Here is a 16,011-nt window from a genome sequence, read left to right on the forward strand (position 1 = left end):
AAATCGGTTCGCCTCAGCTCCCCGCCAGCGCCGAAACCGGGTGCTGAGCTGCGGCTTCCCGCTGCGCCCCGGCCGCTGCGCGGGCGGCCCGGACGCAGGCCCACAGCAGGATGTCGGCCCCCGGGAGCCAGGGCTTGCGGACGTCCGGGGCGACCAGCCAGCGGGAGAGGCCGGGCGAGGCCGGGTCGGCCGCCCCCGCGCCCGGGCCGCCGGCGCCGTCGTACGCGGACGGGGCGTCGGTGTACGCGGGCCGGGCGTGCGGCGTGCCGGTCCCCGGGTGCGGGTGCAGCGGCGGGATGGTCACCGCGTCGCCGCTGCCGTGGCACAGCAGCGGCGGGACGGCCGCGCCCCACTCCTCCCAGACCAGCAGCGCGGGCAGCCGCTGGGCGGTGCCCGGCGCGGCGAACAGCAGGATCCGTCCGCGGTGCGCGGCCACCGGGCCGGAGCCGGGGCCGTCGGACCACAGTCGGTCCACCATCCGCCGCCCGAAGAGCGCCGGGGCGTTGATCACGTCGAAGGCGGTGCCGCACGGCAGCACGCTGGGGGCGGCCGGCTGCAGGGCCCAGTGCGCCTGCAGGTCGTCCGGGCGGGGGCTGGCCGAGGCGAGCCAGTCGGCGCCGGCGAGCGTGACGTACGAGGTGGTGGGAAAGGCCAGGGTGCGGGGGGTCTCGGGCAGCCAGTCGCTCATGAGGGACAGGTCTACCGATGCGACGCGTACCGGCTTGGCTTATTGGCGGAACCCGGGACAGGGGTGCGGGGGAGCCCTTATCGTGCCCCCTTCGCATATGCCAGCGGCCCATGATCATGGACCATGAGCCGTTACGAGGCGTGTGGGGTGGATGTGAATTCTGTGACGAGGGGAGTCGGGGAGTCGCGGGGGCGGGGCGCTCAGTCCAGGTCGCCGAGCACGGAACTGCCGCTGCGCATCAGGCTGCGGCCGAACTCGACCATCTTCTGGGCGTAGTCCTCGGTCCACTCCGCCTGCTCGGCGAGCGCGGCCAGCGGCAGCCGGTCGAACCGGCTGGGGTCGCACAGCTGCGCCGCGGCCAGCGCCTGGAACTCCGTCGCGCGGTCGGCGGCGGCGCGGAACGCCAGGGTCAGCTCCGTGGCCCGGCTGAGCAGCTCCCGTGGATCCTCCATCGACTCCAGGTCGAAGAAGTGCTCGGGGTCGGCAACGGCCTCGGGCGGCTCGAAGAGCAGCTGGGCGGGCCGCATGCGCCGCGGACGGGACGTCGCCCCGCGCGGATCGGGAGCCGGTCGCGGCTCGGACATGTACGTACCTCCAGATCGTGTGCCGCATTCCATTGTCCCGCTCCGCGCAAGGGGGCCCACGGCGGCGGGCGTCCCCGGCGCAGCGGGCCGCACCTGCCGCGCCCCTACGGCCGCCAGGGCACCCGGTGTTCCGCCAGGTGGGCCAGGACCGCGTGGTTCGCCTCCCAGCCGTCCGGGAACTTCACCGTGACGCCCAGCCGGACCGGTTCGGTCGAGGGGTGCTCGTCCAGCAGGTCGGCGACCCCGGCGCGGCAGACGACGATGCAGGCGTGCCGGTGGCGGGAGGCCAGCACGCACAGCCGGCCGGTCTCCAGGTGGAAGGCGGTGGCGTCGGGGCGGCCGGACAGCGGGTGCAGCACGACCGTGACGTCGAACTCCCGGCCCTGGAGGCGGTTGGCGGTGTCGACGGTGACACCGGACACGCCCAGGTCGGCGAGCGCCGTACGGACGGCCGCGGCCTGGTCGCGATGGGCCGTGCCGACCGCGATCCGGGCCGCCGTCAGGGGCTCCGGAGCGTCCTGCTGCTCGCTGGTCGCCGCCCCGCCGCGGTCCAGCAGCCGCCGCACCACCACGGCCACCGCCCGCACCGCCTCCGGATCCGTGCGCGGGGTGTGGCGGGCCGGGAGCTCCAGCAGGCCCCACCCGGATGCGGCGGCCTCGTCCAGGACCCGGTCCACCCCCGAGCCGTCGCCCGGCACACCGAACGCCAGCCGCCGGTCGCCGTGGCCGGTGCCGCTGCGGAACGGGGTGTACGGGTAGAACGCGCCGGAGACCAGTGGCGCGGCCGAGGCGGGCAGCCGCCAGGAGACCGGTAGCCGGTGCTGCGGCAGGTCGGGGTTGTGCGCCAGCAGGGTGGAGACCGCGCTCGACGACGGGTCGTACGCCAGGCCCGCCCACTGCTCCGCGCCCACCACGCTGAACGGGTCCAGCTGGCCCGGATCGCCCACGAACAGCGCCCGTTCGAAGAGGCCGGCCACCCCCAGCAGCGCGTCCGACCGCATCTGGTAGGCCTCGTCCACGATGGCGTGCTGCCAGGGCGTCTCCACCGTGGTGTAAGCCCACTTGGCGGCCGTCGACACCACGACGTCCATCCCGGCCAGATCGGCGGCCTTCGCGGACGTCCGCACCGCCGGCAGCGCGGCCAGCGCCGGGTCGAAGGCGCCGGGCTCGCTGCTGTGCAACCGGCCGACCGGCAGCTCCGGGTCCTTCGCGGCCAGCCGCAGCACCAGGTCGTCGACCTGGGCGTTGGTCTGCGCCACGATCATCAACGGGCGGCCGGCGGCGGCGAGTTCCCGGGCCGCTTTGACCACCAGCGTGGACTTGCCGGCCCCGGGCGGGGAGTCCACGACCACCCCGCGGCGGGTGCCGTGCAGCGTGTCGTGCAGGATCGCTTCGGTGGCCGCGGCGGCCGCGGCGGCGGGGTCGAAGGCGGACCGGGCGCCGGTGGCGCCGGTGTCCTGATCAGCCGTCATACGGCGGTGGTCTCCCGGCTGGTCGAGTGGCGGGCGGGGGTCACAGGAAGTCCTCCGGGGTCAGGGGGTCGGCGGTCTCCCGCGGGGCGTCCCCGGCACCGGGCGGCGGGCCGCCGTGCGTCCAGGGCGTGTCCTCGGGGTCCGGAAGCTCCGGGCCGCCGCGCGGGGCGTGTTCGAACAGCGTCCAGCACACCGCCTGGCCCTCCTCTGGCACCGAACCGGGCTCCGGGACCTTGCCCCGGCCCATCCCGCCGGTCAGCCGCACCACCGGCGCGCCCGGATCCCCGTCGGCGAACGCCACGAACTCGGCGGGCTGGGACTTCCCGTCGGCCAGCGGGCGGTAGAGCTTGCCACCCCCGGCCAGGTGCGGACGGTCGTCCGTGCGGAGCGTGACCAGCGGGCGCGGCATCGGGCGCCGGCCCTCGGACATCGCCATCTCAACGGCCGTGACGGTCCCCACGAACGCCTCCCCGGCTAGCCGGCGCCCCGCCATCACCAACGGGTCGTCCAGCGCTTCCTGGGCGTCCAGTTGGGCCTGCGCGCTCTCCCGTGCGGACAGCTTCTGCGCGGCGGTCACCGCGTCGTCCTGGCGGGGCTGCGGCGGCTCCCCGGCGCGCACCCGGTCGCGGTGCGCGGTGTAGGACCAGCGGTCCCGCTTCCAACGGTCGGCCACCCGCGCCCCCTCGGGGAGCGCCCGCAGCAGGTCCACGCCCCGCCACACCGCCTCCCAGGTCGGCCGCAACTGCCCCTCGACCAGGGTCCGCAGCGCGTCCTCGGCGCCCGGCAGCCCGGCGTCGTAGCGGGCCATCGCGGGCGCCAGAAGCTGGTTGTCGAACGCCGGGTCGGTGGCCGGACCGGCCGGCGGGCAGGCCAGCTGCCCCGCCGCGTCCCGGGCCCACTCCGCGTGCCCGGCCGCCTCGCGGCCCGACCGGCCCGGCGGCGGGTCGATCCAGGCGAGCAGCGCGCCCAGGTGCTGGTCCTCCAGCGCGCTCTGGCCCGTCGCCCAGTGGCGGGTCAGCAGGCCCGTCATGGACACCAGCAGGCCGGAGCCGGGCACCCGGGCCCGCTCGCCCAGGTGCGTCAGCCAGCGGCCCAGCAGCGGGACGTGCGACGGCGCGGGGTAGGGCGCCTCCGGGTCCTGCTCGGCGGTCCGGCGGAACCGCATCGAGCGGCCCAGCAGCCGGACGAACTCGATGCCCGCGGTGCTCGGCACGATCAACTGCGGGGCATCCGCGCACAGTTCGACCTGCACCGGGACCTTCTTGCCGGTCTCCGGGTCGGTCTCCTTGCGCTCCTCCCACTCGATGTCGTCGGCGAACCCGTCGACGTACGGCAGCACCGTCGCGGCCAACTCCGCCAGGAAGGCGAACCGCAGATCGCGGTCGCGCGGCTGCGGGACGGTCAGCAGCACGGGCTTCTCGCGGTCGGTGCCGACCAGCGCGCCCAGCGGGGCGCCGGCCTCACCGGCGGTGGTCAACGGCACCAGGACCAGGGGGCGTTCGGACAGCGGGCGGTGCCGGACCGTGCACCGCGGCCGCGCGCGCCCCGCCGCCACCGCCTCCATCCTGGCCAGCGTCTCGATCAGCGACATCCCGGCTCCTCCGTACGCGGTGCCGGCAGGCCGCTGCCCGCCAGCGCCTCGGCGCGCAGGGCGGCGGCCCGGCGCAGCGCGGCGACGGCCGGATCGTCCGGGTCCGCCCCGTCGTCCGCGCCCCCGGGCCCCTCCGGGGCGGTGGCCGCCGCCAGCACCTCCTCGACCGTGCGCAGCCCGCCCAACTCGCCCCGTACGCCGCGCCCCAGCGCCTCCACCGCGCCCTCGCCACGGGCCCGGCCGCGGCAGTGGAAGGCCAGCTCGCAGGCGGCCAGGCACTCGGGGGCGTACGCCGCGCCGACCGTCTCCACCGCCTCGGCCAGCTCTTGCGCCGGGCGGGTCGCGGTCCTGCCGTCCTCGGCGAGCCGCAGGTCGAAGGTCGTTCCCTCCGGGAGCGCGGCGGCGATCTCCTCGACCCGGGTCAGCCGGCCCAGCTGCCGCCGGGTCGTGGCCAGCTGCTTGCGGACGTCGACGGCCGCGGCCGTGGGGAGGTTGGAGAAGTCCTTCGGGCACACCAGCAGCACTCGGTCACGCACCCGTACCGTGCGGCCGGTGTGCGCGCCGACGTGCGCGGCGACCGGCTCCAGCGCCAGCACGTACACCGCCGCCTGGCGCGCCGCCGCCCCCACCTTGGCGGCGTCCGCCGCACCGTCGATCATCGGGAAGGACTTGATCTCGACGACCGTCCAGCTGCCGTCTGGGTGCACCACCACCGCGTCCGGCTCCACATACGCCGGCGACCCGGCCACCTGGACGGCCAGCATCGGGTGGTCGAGCAGCGCCCAGCCGCCGGCCGCCGTCGCCTCGCGCAGCGCCAGCGCCGTACGCGCCGCGCGCCCCTCGGGGCCGGCCGCGGCGAGGTCGGGGGTGGCGACCCCGTCCGGTTCGGGCGCCGGGGTGCCCGGGGCCAGGCGCTGGTGCAGCAGCCGCAGGAGCTCCGCCCCGCCGTCGGCCTTGACCCGGGCCTCGAAGGCGTTGCCCCGGACGATGGCGAACTGCGACTGGCCGTAGGGCGCGGGCGAGCCCAGGGCCCGGGCCAGTGCGGCCTTGTCGATGCCGGCGCCGTCCAGCAGCGCGCGGCGCCGGCAGCCGGGGTTGGCGGCCAGCGCGGCCAGTGCGCGGGCGTCCAGGGAGCGGGGGTGTACGCCGGGGCCACGCAGCGCTCCCAGCCGCTGCCGCAGGCTCGGTGCCGGCGCCGGCAGCGTTGCCGGGGGAGCGGCCGTCGCGGGTCGGCCGTCGCGGGAAACGTTCACCCGCCGAAGTCTCGCATCCGGCACTGACATCGCGGGCGCCCGCCCGCGTGCCGCCGCGTCCCGGGAGGGCCGGCGCACCGCTCCCGGGCCGTCCCGCGACGGGCCCGGCCGCGGACAAATCGGCCGGTGCGGGAGAATGGAAGCCCCGCGGTCGACGCCGCCCGCACCGAGCACCAACCGGCCGAGCGATCGGCGAGAGGTAACACCCCATGGCAGCGCGCATATTCCTGGCCAGGCACGGGCAGACCGAGTGGTCCCAGGCGGGCAAGCACACCGGCCGTACGGACATCCCGCTGCTGGACGGCGGCCGACGCGGCGCCAAGCTCCTGGGCGAGCGGCTGCACCGCGCCCCCTGGGACGGCCTGCCGGGCGTCGAGGTCCGCACCAGCCCCCTGGTGCGCGCCAAGGAGACCTGCGAACTGGCCGGCTTCGGCGACCGGGCGCAGGAGTGGGACGCGCTGATGGAGTTCGACTACGGCGCGTACGAGGGGCTGACCCCGGCCGAGATCAAGGCCGGCCGGCCCGACTGGCTGATCTGGCGGGACGGCGTGCCCGAGGGCGAGACGCTCGCCGGGGTCTCCGCGCGGGCGGACGAGGTCGTCGGCTGGGCGCGGTCCGCCGAGCGCGATGTGCTGGTCTTCGCGCACGGTCACATCCTGCGCGCCCTGGGCGCCCGTTGGCTGGGCCTGGACATCTCCTTCGCCGCCCGCATCCGGCTGGAGCCGACGTCCCTGTCGGTGCTCGGCTGGGCGTACGGCGAGCCCGCGATCGAGCGCTGGAACGACACCGGGCACCTGGGCTGACCACGGCGCCCGGTGCCTGGCGCTGGGCGCCGGGCTGATCCGCGCCCGGAGGCCGCCGGGCCCCGGGAAACGGTCAGTCCGCGGGGGCCGCCGCCTCGCCGCCGGCCGGCGAGGTCTCGTACCGCTCCAGGAAGTCGGCGACCGGACCGCTGTCCCGGTGCGCCCGCAGGGTACGGGCGGTGTGGCCGAGCATCGTCCGGATCCGGGCCGAGCGGACCTCCTCGAGCAGCGCCAGCACCCGCTCCCCGGCCGCCGCGGCCTCCTCCGCAGCGCCGCTGTCCGCGAGGTCGCCCGCGAGCTCCGCGGTGAACAGGGCGATGTTGCGGGTGAAGTGGGGGTCCTGCAGCGCCACCGCCCGCCGTGCGTACTCAGCCGCGCGGTCCGCGTCGCCCAGGGCCGACCAGCACTGCGCCTCCAGGCCCGCCAGCTCCGCCTCGCCGTAGAACGTCATCCACTCCGGGTCGCCGTCCCGGGCCCCACCGGCGAACAGCCGCTCCGCCCGGGCCAGCGCCTGCTCACAGCCGGAGCGGTCGGCCAGCCCCGCCCAGCCGCCCGCCTCGCGCAGCGCCAGCAGCGACAGCAGCCGGGGCGAGGCCAGGTGCCGGGCGGCCTGCTGGGCGGCCTGCGCGGCGCGGACCGCCTCCCGCGGCCGGCCGGCGTCGCGCGCCAGGAAGGCCGTGTTGCAAAAGGCGTGCGCCTCCAGGGCGGCATCGCCGCAGACCCGGGCGGTGGCCAGGGCCTCCGCATAGTGCGAGCGGGCGTCGTCGAAGCGGGCCGAGTCGTGCGCCAGCCAGCCGACGGTGATGGCCAGTTCGCCGGCCCCGGTGTGCAGCCGGTCGGACACCGCGCGGCGCCGGACGTCGCACTCCAGCAACTCGTAGGCGGTGCGCAGCGGCTGGGTGGCGCGGCGGTAGAGGTCCTCGGCGCCGTGCCGGTCGTCCAGCAGCCGGATCCGGCGGACCGCCTCCTCGACGGCGGTGGCCTCGGCCGCGCCGGCCCGGCCGCCGGCCGGTAGGCGCGGCCCCGGTACGGGGGCGGAGGCGGCAGCGGCCTCCATCGGGTGCAGGGCGGCGAAACCCAGGGCTGCCGGGGCCCCGGTGATGAACGCGCGACGCAGCACGTCGCTCTCCTCGTGGATCTGGATACGGGTATCGCGGTGGTCGGGTTCGGTTGCCAGGCGCGCGGCGCGGACCGCCGCCGTACGCGCTCCCCGTCCGCGTACCGCCTCGCGCGGCGCGAAGCCCATGTCCGGCAGCGTCAGCCCGGGGAACATGTGCCGGAACACCCGCTCGTAGGCGTAGTTCGGACACCGGATCTCCCCGGACTCCACGCGGCCCACATAGCGGGCGTCGCACGAGACCTGCTCACCGATCTCACGGGCGGCCCGTCGGACCGCCGCCGCGAACTCGCCCGGTGACAGCCGGCCGCGCAGCTGCCGGAAGGCGGTGTTCGGGCGGGCGGGTACGGTGCGGGACGACGCTGGACCTGCCGTTGGCGACGTCATGGCTGCCTTTCTCGGTGCCCTTTCCGTGCCCTCTCCGTGCCATCTGGTGGCGGTACCGCAACCTGGCGGTGCGGCGGGAAGACCGTACCGGCTGTGACGGAGCCGATACGCACAGTTTGGCTACAAATCGGATATCTCACGCGCGATCTGCCATGAACTGCCATCCTTTGCAGCGTTACGCCGCCGTAGCTGTTGACAGGCCGGACCGTTGAACCCGGTGTAAAGGGTGTGGCGTGTCAGGAGGAGGGGTTCTCCGTGTGGGAGACCGGCGTGAGCAGGGGCGGCACCGGGTCCGCGGGCCGGGCCGGCGGCCTGCGCAGGCAGATCGCGACGGGCGGGGCGGGTGCCGCGGCCCCGCCCTGTGACCTGGTCACGGTGCCCGCCCGGCAGGGCCTGGAGGCGGTCGACATCCTGCGGCTCCGGGACGGCGTCGGCCCCGTCCTGCACGACGGCGCCTGCGCCACCCTCGGCTTCCTGGTGCCGCCGGGCACGGCCGACGGGTGGGACGTGCCCGGCAGCGCCTGCACCCAGACCCACGGACGGGGCCTGGCACTCGGCGCGCTGTGCGGCGAGGACGCCGTGGAGGGCCCGCCGGTGAGCGGCACCGGCTGGCTGGTGCCGCCGGAGGGCGCGGGCGCCGCGGCCACCGACCCCGCCGTGCTGCGTGCGGCGCTCGGCGAGGCGGCGCGCACCATCGAGGCCGTCGACCGCTGCCAGTAGCGGACGGCCGGACCGCCGGACGGCCAGACGGCCGGACCGCCGGACGGCCGGACGGCCAGACGGCCGGACGGCCAGACGGCCGGACCGCCGGACGGCCAGACGGCCGGACCGCCGCGCCGCCGGGTGACTGGGTGTCTGAGCGTCCGGGTGACCGGGTGTCCGGGTGTCCGGGTGCCCCGTTGGTCGGTTGCTCTCGGTCTGTCCTTCCCCGTTAGTGCAGCGTCTCGCCTGCCGGGGCGTCCGGGGCCGGGCCGCCGGCGGCGGTCGGTGCGCTGTCCCGTGCCGGGCGGGGGATGGCCAGGGCGCCCCGGCGGTCGCCGCGCCGGTCACCGAGGCGGCGCTGGACCCCGCGCAGCAGCCGCGCCGCGGTGAAGGCGGTGCCGTACACGGCGTGCATCGACGGGCCGAACGACGGCGCGGTCAGCGGGCCGGCGAAGAACAGCCCCGGCCAGGACGCTTCGAACCCCGGGCCCAGCTCCGGGGCGCGGCTGCCGTCCACCGTGCGTAGGCCGGTGCGGACCCGGGGGTGGAGCAGTAGCAGCCGCCCCAGGTCGAGGGTGAAGCCGGTGGCCGCCACCACATGGTCGGTGCCGACGGTCTCGGGCCGGCCGTCGGTGTGGGTGAGGTGGAGGCGCACCCCGTCGCCGTGCGGGGCCGCGGCCCGCAGGCGGTGGCCCGGCAGGACCGGCACCGCCGACTCGAAGCGGTCCCGCAGCCACCAGGCGCCGGCCGGGCCCGGGGTCCGGGCGAGCCGCACCCGGGTCGCCGAGGGGAGCCGGCGCACCGCCCACGGGGCCCTGGCCCACACCCGGTGCGGCCAGTCGGTGCCGGGCCCCGGTTGCGGGGCGCGCGGGGAGCGCAGCCGGCCGCCGTCCGGGGGCGGCGGGGCCTGCCAGCGCAGCCGGCCGGCGCGGGTCACCAGGCAGGGCCGGGCGCCCTGTTCGGCCAGCAGGGCCGCGGTCTCCAGCGCGGACTGGCCGGCGCCGAGCACGGCGACGTCCCGGCCGGCGAAGCGGCTCAGGTCGTGGTGGTCGCTGCTGTGTGAGGCCAGTTCCGGGGGCAGTTCGAGCAGCGGCCAGGGGCGGTGGGCGAACGGGCGCAGGCCGAGGGCGAGGACCACGGTCCGGGTCGCGATCAGTTCGCCGGTGTCCGTCTCCACCTGGAAGCCATCGCCGTCCGGGCGGACCGCGGTGACGGTGACCTCGTCGATCTGCGGCACCGCCCGCTCGCCGAACCACCTGCCGTACGCGGTGAAGGTGTCCAGGGTCAGCGGGGCGGCGCCGGGCTCGGCGGTCAGCTCCTGGGCGGCGCGGTACTCGGCCAGGGTGTGCCGGCCGCCCGGGGCGGCGAGGCTGGAGGACCGGGGCTCGGACGTCAGGAGCATGCCGGCGGGCATGTGCGCGCGCCAGGAGGCCATCGGCCGGCCCAGCACCCGCAGCCGCAGTCCGGCCGCCGCCGCGTGCGCGGCGATCGAGAGTCCGTAGGGGCCGGCGCCCACCACCACGAGGTCGTACATGGATCGTCCCTGCTCTTTCTGGTCGTGCGGTGCGGTAACGGGGGAGGTGCGGTACGCGCCGGGAGCCGCGTGGTGCCGCCGGGTCAGGCCCGCCGGGGCGCGCCGGGTGGCGCCGCCGGGGTGGCGGGCGGAGCCGGTGCGCCGGTCAGCACGCCGGGGGCGGCCGGCACCGTACGGCCCGTCAGGTCCAGGTGCAGTGCGCGGACGGCGTCGAGGCCGGAGTCCGGGTCGGTGACGAGGCGGAACGGCGCGCCGGGGCGGGGGCTCGCGCCCAGCAGGTGGTAGCGGCCGTGGCGGTCGCGGCGGAAGTCCAGGCCGAGGATGCCGCGGTAGTTCAGCCGCCCGGCCAGGTGCAGTGCGGCCCGCTCCACCGGGAGCGGCGGCGGGCGGCGGCCGGCCGCCACCGGACGGGCGCACAGCAGACCGGCGCGCCGGCGACGGCCCGCGCCGCCGAACAGGCAGGCGCCGCCCCGGGTGAAGCAGCCGTGGAAGAACCAGTCGGTGTCCGGGCCGCGGGGCAGCCGGCGCTGCAACAGCAGGGCGCTGCCGGCGCGTTCGGTCAGCTCGTACAGCCGGCGGGCCTGGTCCGGGCTGCGCACCAGGGCGGTGCCGCGCAGCCCGGCGGACGGGGGCAGCAGCCACGGCCGGCTCCACTTGGCGACCAGCGGCAGTCCGAGTGCGCGCGCCGCACCGGCGGCCTCCCGGGCGCTCGCGGGGACGGCGGTCTCCGGGTGCGGCAGGTCCAACTCCCGGCACAGCCGGGCGAGTCGGGCCCGATCGGCGAGGCGTTCGGGCAGGTCGGGCGGCTGGCCGGGCAGCAGGTAGCGGCCCAGCAGGGGGCCGGCGAGCCGGGCGGTGGTGATCGCGGCGCGGTCGTCCATCGGGAGGAGGACGGCGGGCCTGCCGATGCGGTCGGAGAGGTCGCGCAGGAACTCCAGCAGCCGGTCGGGTGCCAACGGGCCCGGCGCCGGGAGGACATGGGCCCGGTACAGGTGGCGGGAGCGGTCCAGCGGTCCGCGCGCCGGGGCGGCCGCGGTGTGCACCTCGAGGCCCGCCCGGCCCAGTGAGCGGACCGCGCCCAGGGTGCCGCGGGGCGCCGGTCCGGGGGCGAGTCGGAGCAGCAGGACGGGCACCTCGGTGTCGAACGGGGGCATGACGGGGGAGTCCTTCGCCTCGATGGACCGGGTTTGCCTCGATGGGGCGCCTCGATGGACCGGGTTCTCCTCGATGGGGCGTGCGCCTCGATGGGGCGTGGGGGCGCCCGCCGCGGGGTGCGCCGTGCGGCGGGCGGCCCGGAGGTGACGGGCGCCTCCCGGACCGCCCGTCGCCCCCCCGCCGAGCCGTGGCCGTCGCCCCCCGCCGAGCCGTGGCCGCCGGCTCCCCGGGAGCGGGCGCGGCTGCGCGCGACTACCGGTTCGAGAACGAGGGCGGGGCGGGTGCGCGGGCCGGGTCCGGCAGCGAGACCACACCGGCGGGGTGGGCCCGCTCGGGCGGCGCGGGGGCCGGTACGGGGGTGCGCCGGTGTGCCCTGGCGGTGGCCAGCGCCTGCTCGTACACCGCCATCAGCGCCTCCGCGCTGCGGGCGATGTCATAGCGCCGGACGACCGGCGGGACCGGTAGCCGGGCCGGCCCCTCGCGCCGCAACTCCCGCAGGGAGGTGGCCAGTTCATGGACGCCGAGGCTGAACCGACGGGCGCCGGGCGCCTGGTCCGCCGGCAGCTCGTCGACCGCCGGGCAGCTGCCGTAGAGCACATGCAGCCCGGACGCCAGCGCCTCCAGCACCGCCAGCCCGAACGCCTCCTCCGGGGACGGCGAGACGAAGACGTCGATGGCGGAGAGCAGGCCGGGGATGTCGGGCCCGGCGTCCCCCGTTTCGCCGCCGCCCCCGGTGTCGATGGCGCCGTCGCGCACGCCCAGCAGGTGGATGCGGTCGCCGGAGCCGAACTGTTCCGCCATCCGCCGCAGCATCTCCCGCTCCGGCCCCTCGCCGGCCAGCAGCAGGTGGACGCCCGGCAGCTGGGTGACCGCGCGGACCAGCACGTCGAACCGCTTGCCCGGTACCAGCCGGCCGACCCCGCCGACCACGAACGCGTCCAGCGGCAGCCCGAGCCGGGTGCGCACCAGGGCGCGGGCGGCCGGGTCGAAGCCAAAGCGGTGCGCCTCGATGCCGTTGGGCACCACATGGATCCGCTCCTCGGGCACGCCCCAGCGACGTAGCCGGGCGGCGACGGTGTCGGAGACCGCGACCGTGGCCGCGCCCAGCCGCTCGGTGGCCCGGTACAGGCCCCGGACGCCGCGGGTCAGCCGGCGGCCCTCGATGACCGCGTCGCCCAGCGAGTGCTCGGTGGCGACCACCGTACGGACCCCTGCCATCCGGGCCGCGACCCGTCCGTAGACACAGGCCCGGTAGAGGTGGGTGTGCACGAGGTCGTAGCCGCCGGCGCGGATCAGGCCGGTCAGGCGGGGCAGCGTGGTCAGGTCGTGGGGGCCGGTCGTGGCGAGGTGGGTGACGGGGGTGCCGTCGGCCTCGATGCCCTCGGCGACCGGTCCGGGGCCGGTGAGGGTGACGACCTCGCACGGTGCGGGCAGCCGGCGCAGCAGCAGCCGCAACTGCTGCGCGGCGCCGCCCATGTCGAGGCCCGTGATGACATGCAGCACCTTCATCTGATGCCTCCTGGGGTCGGGGTTGCGGCAGGGGTGGCGGCGGTCCCGCCGGGGGGTGGCGGTCGGTGGGGGGCGGATACGGGCGCGGGGGCGCGGGGCGGCGCCGGTCCGACGGGCATGGCGGAGCCTTCCTCCGACGGCGGCGGTGACGGCCATGGCGACGGTGGAGAGGGAGAGGGAGAGGGAGAGGGAGACGGCGATGACGACGGCGATGGTGGTGGCGGCGGGCGGACGGCCGGCCCTGGCCCCGGGGCCGGCCGGGCGGGGACGGTGCCGGCGTTCATCGGCCCTCCAGCCGGCACAGCGAGACCACGGTGCGGAGCATGATCCGGACGTCCTGCCACAGCGACCAGCCGTCGATGTAGAGGTTGTCGAAGCGGACCCGGTCCGCGACCGAGGTGTCCCCGCGCAGCCCGTGCACCTGCGCGAGCCCGGTCATGCCGGCCGGCATCCGGTGGCGGGCGGCGTACTCCGGGTACCGCCGGCTGAACTGCTCGACGAAGAACGGGCGCTCGGGGCGCGGCCCGACCAGACTCATCTCCCCGCGCAGCACGTTCCACAGCTGCGGCAGCTCGTCCAGCGACGTGCGCCGCAGCAGCCGGCCGACCCGGCCGATCCGCGGGTCGTCCGCGACCGTCCACCGGGTCGCCGCCTCATGGGCGTCGACGGGGCGCAGGGTGCGGAACTTCAGCAGGGTGAAGCGGCGGCCGTCGCGGCCGATCCGCTCCTGACGGAAGAGCACGCCCGGCCCGTCGGCCAGCCGTACCGCCAGGGCGCAGCCCAGCAGCACCGGTAGCGCGGCCACCAGCCCGATTGTGGCCAGTACCAGGTCCACTGCCCGCTTGGCCCGGCCGCCGTGCCGCGGCGGTCCGGTCTCCAACCGCCGGCAGGCGAAGCCCCACAGGTGGTCGGGCTCCGGATGCGGCCGGCCGCCCTCCCCGGCGGCGGCCGCACCGGCCAGCCAGACGACCGAGCCCTGGTCGACGAAGCGGCGCAGCAGCGCGGCGGTGTGCGGATCGGCGTACGGCGGCACGGTGAACACCGCGTCCCGCACGGTGTGCCGGATCACCGCCCGGGTGATGTCCTGCGGACAGGAGAGCCGGGGCAGCGACGGCGCGGGGCGGTCCGCGGGGAGCCCTGCCGGGGCGGGCAGCAGCGGCACGGACGGGACCACGCCCACCGGCCACAGTCCGTACCCGGGACGGGCCAGCAGCGCGGCGGCCAGCTGCCCGGCCGCCGGGTCGGTGCCGACGATCAGAGTGGACCGCGGCCGGCGGCGGGCGAGGTTCCGGCGCGCCCGGTAGACGGTGGCCCGGCCGTAGCAGGCCAGAACGGTGTGCGCCGCCACCGCACCGGCCAGCGGCACCAGCGCCGGCGCCCGGCCCGGGTACTCCGCGGCGAGCACCGCGGCGGTGGCGCACCAGCAGACCGCCGCCCGGCCGAGCAGCGCCGGCAGGTCGCCGAGCGCGGCCGGCGCGGGACCGGGGCGGTAGAGCCCGGCCCGGGCGTGCAGCAGCACCACCACCGCCGCCATCGCGGCGAGCAGCACCGGCGGCGTACCGGGACCGAGGACGACGAGCGCGGTGCCCGCGGTGGCCAGGCCGTCGCCGGCCGTCAGCGCGGCGACCGTGGCCGGCCGTGCGCAACGGCGTGGCCGGGGCGGCGGCAGGGTCTCCCAGGCCGGGCCGCGCGGTGGGACGACCGCCGCGGCGGGCGGCCGGGGAAGGGCCGGGGAGGGGGCCGGGTCGGTGCGCGGCACCTCCGCGCGCTCCGTCGTCATCGCCTGACCCGCTCCCTCTCCACGCCCGGGCGACCGAGTGGCCGCTCCTGGGACGGCAGGTCCGGCGGGCACGCACTGCTCCCCTGATTCGGGCACGCACTGCTCCCCTGATTTCCGAGCGGACAGAACTCTCTGCGGACTCCGTGCGGACCGGCGGGGCGCCCCCGGCGGCCCGTGTGCAGCCGGCTCCGGGAAATGCCCGGGAGGGCGGCTCAGCGCCTGGTGTCGGTCTCCACGAAGAGGGCGCCGAGCAGATATCCCGGATTGTGGGTGGTGAAGCGGAAAATGAGCCGATCGGCGCCGGAGCGCAGCGCGGGCGTCACATCGAATACATCGGAATCGAGGCCGGAAGTATTGGGGTGGGCGGGCTTCCCGGAGGACTCCCGGCCGAATTCGGTGATGGTGGAGTTCATTACGTCGTGCACCGGATTGGCGGAATCCCGCAGGGCGTAGGGGCGGTGCCGGTCGGCGCGGACGGAGAGTCGGTTGTGCTCCCTTTCGCGGTGTCCGCCGTACGCCAGAACTCCGACCCGGCCGTGGCCCTTGGCCGGGATCCGCAGCTCGCCCAGCCGTACGGCGAGCGAGCGGCGGCCGCCGCCCAGCCGCTCGAACCCGTCCCACAGGGCGAGCTGGCGCAGCGGCTGCCGGTGGTTCTCGTACACCGCCACCAGCGTCCAGCCGCCCCAGGCGCCGGCCCCGGAGCGGGCCCTCGCCGCGGCGGTCCGCGCCACCGTGTAGGCGCCCGCGCCACGGCGGCGCACCAGCTCGGTGACGTCCGCGGAAGCCTGGAAGGAGCCGCCGGCGGAGCTGGTGCGGTGGCCGGTCAGGGTGTCGGCGGTCAGCTCCCGGTAGCGCCCGCCGGGCCCGGCGACCAGCACCCGGCGGCCGTCCCGGACCGGCCCGCGCGCACCGGCCCGCAGACTGCCGCCCCAGTACAGCCGGGCGTAGCTGATCCTGGAGCCCGCCGGGATGCGCAGCTCCGCCTGGCTGGAGAGAGCCGTCCTCGGGTCGGAGTCGACGTCGACGGCCACCGGCCGGTAGCGGCCGTCGGTGCCCGCGCCGCCCCGCCGGGCCGGGGCGCAGGAGCCGGCCGTGGGCTGGCCGGCCGGGTGGCGGTGGTGCGTGGGGCGGCCGGCCCGGTGGTGGCCGGTGCGGAGGCAGGTGACCACGGAGTTGGCCGCACGCGCGATGCCGCCGTGCTGGGTCACATGGAAGCGCTCGGCAAAAGGAATGCGTGCGGATTCCCTGGGAATCGGTGCCGCCACTGCCGAAGTCAGGGCCGCCGACAACGTCAGGGACGCCAGCGCACACACCACGCCGTGCCCCGAACGGTCCATCGACTTCCGCATGTCTTCCTCTCCGACTTCTATCAGTCAAACAGGAGAGCACTCTGACAGAAATCATGTTGGAAACCGCGGCAAGGCACGCCGGATCCC

Annotated in this window: 13 protein-coding genes; 2 read left to right on the forward strand and 11 right to left on the reverse strand. The window is 76.9% G+C overall.

Features of this window, described 5'->3' with window-relative positions:
* Positions 1 to 13: 13 nt before the first annotated feature.
* The 5 genes from AB0G84_RS00165 to AB0G84_RS00185 form a co-directional block, all read right to left on the reverse strand.
* A complete protein-coding gene (locus tag AB0G84_RS00165; RefSeq protein ID WP_361313230.1) occupies positions 14 to 688 on the reverse strand; it encodes a hypothetical protein in 675 nt (224 codons plus the stop codon).
* 200 nt (positions 689 to 888) lie between these two features.
* Positions 889 to 1,272 (reverse strand): hypothetical protein, encoded by a 384-nt coding sequence (locus tag AB0G84_RS00170; RefSeq protein WP_361313233.1) that lies wholly within the window; start codon positions 1,270 to 1,272, stop codon positions 889 to 891.
* A 104-nt stretch (positions 1,273 to 1,376) separates the two neighbouring features.
* Complete coding sequence (locus AB0G84_RS00175; protein WP_361313236.1) at positions 1,377 to 2,744, reverse strand: AAA domain-containing protein; 1,368 nt, start codon at positions 2,742 to 2,744, stop codon at positions 1,377 to 1,379.
* A 40-nt stretch (positions 2,745 to 2,784) separates the two neighbouring features.
* Positions 2,785 to 4,335 (reverse strand): hypothetical protein, encoded by a 1,551-nt coding sequence (locus AB0G84_RS00180; RefSeq protein ID WP_361313239.1) that lies wholly within the window; start codon positions 4,333 to 4,335, stop codon positions 2,785 to 2,787.
* A complete protein-coding gene (locus tag AB0G84_RS00185; protein WP_361315014.1) occupies positions 4,326 to 5,537 on the reverse strand; it encodes a hypothetical protein in 1,212 nt (403 codons plus the stop codon). Before AB0G84_RS00185 ends, AB0G84_RS00180 begins: the two co-directional genes overlap by 10 nt.
* 260 nt (positions 5,538 to 5,797) lie before the next feature.
* On the opposite strand from AB0G84_RS00185, the gene AB0G84_RS00190 reads away from it, so the two are divergent.
* Positions 5,798 to 6,391: a histidine phosphatase family protein gene (locus AB0G84_RS00190; protein ID WP_361313242.1), complete on the forward strand. Its 594-nt coding sequence runs from the start codon at positions 5,798 to 5,800 to the stop codon at positions 6,389 to 6,391.
* Between the two features lie 73 nt (positions 6,392 to 6,464).
* Here the strand turns inward: AB0G84_RS00190 and AB0G84_RS00195 are convergent, their stop codons facing one another.
* Positions 6,465 to 7,895, reverse strand: a complete 1,431-nt coding sequence (locus AB0G84_RS00195) for a tetratricopeptide repeat protein (protein ID WP_361313244.1) — start codon at positions 7,893 to 7,895, stop codon at positions 6,465 to 6,467.
* Between the two features lie 255 nt (positions 7,896 to 8,150).
* Here AB0G84_RS00195 and AB0G84_RS00200 point away from each other — a divergent pair, with 255 nt between their 5' ends.
* Complete coding sequence (locus AB0G84_RS00200) at positions 8,151 to 8,615, forward strand: hypothetical protein (protein ID WP_361313246.1); 465 nt, start codon at positions 8,151 to 8,153, stop codon at positions 8,613 to 8,615.
* Between the two features lie 211 nt (positions 8,616 to 8,826).
* On the opposite strand, the gene AB0G84_RS00205 is transcribed toward AB0G84_RS00200, so the two are convergent.
* The 5 genes from AB0G84_RS00205 to AB0G84_RS00225 form a co-directional block, all read right to left on the reverse strand.
* Positions 8,827 to 10,131 carry an NAD(P)-binding domain-containing protein gene (locus AB0G84_RS00205; protein ID WP_361313249.1) on the reverse strand — a complete coding sequence of 435 codons (1,305 nt, stop codon included), beginning with the start codon at positions 10,129 to 10,131 and terminating at the stop codon, positions 8,827 to 8,829.
* 83 nt (positions 10,132 to 10,214) lie between these two features.
* Positions 10,215 to 11,285, reverse strand: coding sequence for an ATP-grasp domain-containing protein (locus AB0G84_RS00210; protein WP_361313251.1), 1,071 nt, complete (start codon positions 11,283 to 11,285; stop codon positions 10,215 to 10,217).
* A gap of 253 nt (positions 11,286 to 11,538) precedes the next feature.
* Complete coding sequence (locus AB0G84_RS00215) at positions 11,539 to 12,795, reverse strand: glycosyltransferase (RefSeq protein ID WP_361313254.1); 1,257 nt, start codon at positions 12,793 to 12,795, stop codon at positions 11,539 to 11,541.
* Between the two features lie 280 nt (positions 12,796 to 13,075).
* Positions 13,076 to 14,575, reverse strand: a complete 1,500-nt coding sequence (locus tag AB0G84_RS00220) for a sugar transferase (protein WP_361313257.1) — start codon at positions 14,573 to 14,575, stop codon at positions 13,076 to 13,078.
* Between the two features lie 212 nt (positions 14,576 to 14,787).
* Positions 14,788 to 15,924, reverse strand: a complete 1,137-nt coding sequence (locus AB0G84_RS00225; RefSeq protein WP_361313260.1) for a hypothetical protein — start codon at positions 15,922 to 15,924, stop codon at positions 14,788 to 14,790.
* Positions 15,925 to 16,011: the final 87 nt, after the last annotated feature.

It is taken from the genome of Streptomyces sp. NPDC020742 (assembly GCF_040641675.1).
Taxonomy (GTDB): domain Bacteria; phylum Actinomycetota; class Actinomycetes; order Streptomycetales; family Streptomycetaceae; genus Streptomyces.

Bases quoted from the DNA above. Each gene is read 5' to 3' on its own strand.
- AB0G84_RS00225 (WP_361313260.1), bottom strand. From the start codon at position 15,924: ATGCGGAAGTCGATGGACCGTTCGGGGCACGGCGTGGTGTGTGCGCTG.
- AB0G84_RS00180 (WP_361313239.1), bottom strand. From the start codon at position 4,335: ATGTCGCTGATCGAGACGCTGGCCAGGATGGAGGCGGTGGCGGCGGGG.
- AB0G84_RS00220 (WP_361313257.1), bottom strand. From the start codon at position 14,575: ATGACGACGGAGCGCGCGGAGGTGCCGCGCACCGACCCGGCCCCCTCC.
- AB0G84_RS00165 (WP_361313230.1), bottom strand. From the start codon at position 688: ATGAGCGACTGGCTGCCCGAGACCCCCCGCACCCTGGCCTTTCCCACC.
- AB0G84_RS00215 (WP_361313254.1), bottom strand. From the start codon at position 12,795: ATGAAGGTGCTGCATGTCATCACGGGCCTCGACATGGGCGGCGCCGCG.
- AB0G84_RS00175 (WP_361313236.1), bottom strand. From the start codon at position 2,744: ATGACGGCTGATCAGGACACCGGCGCCACCGGCGCCCGGTCCGCCTTC.
- AB0G84_RS00170 (WP_361313233.1), bottom strand. From the start codon at position 1,272: ATGTCCGAGCCGCGACCGGCTCCCGATCCGCGCGGGGCGACGTCCCGT.
- AB0G84_RS00205 (WP_361313249.1), bottom strand. From the start codon at position 10,131: ATGTACGACCTCGTGGTGGTGGGCGCCGGCCCCTACGGACTCTCGATC.
- AB0G84_RS00190 (WP_361313242.1), top strand. From the start codon at position 5,798: ATGGCAGCGCGCATATTCCTGGCCAGGCACGGGCAGACCGAGTGGTCC.
- AB0G84_RS00195 (WP_361313244.1), bottom strand. From the start codon at position 7,895: ATGACGTCGCCAACGGCAGGTCCAGCGTCGTCCCGCACCGTACCCGCC.
- AB0G84_RS00210 (WP_361313251.1), bottom strand. From the start codon at position 11,285: ATGCCCCCGTTCGACACCGAGGTGCCCGTCCTGCTGCTCCGACTCGCC.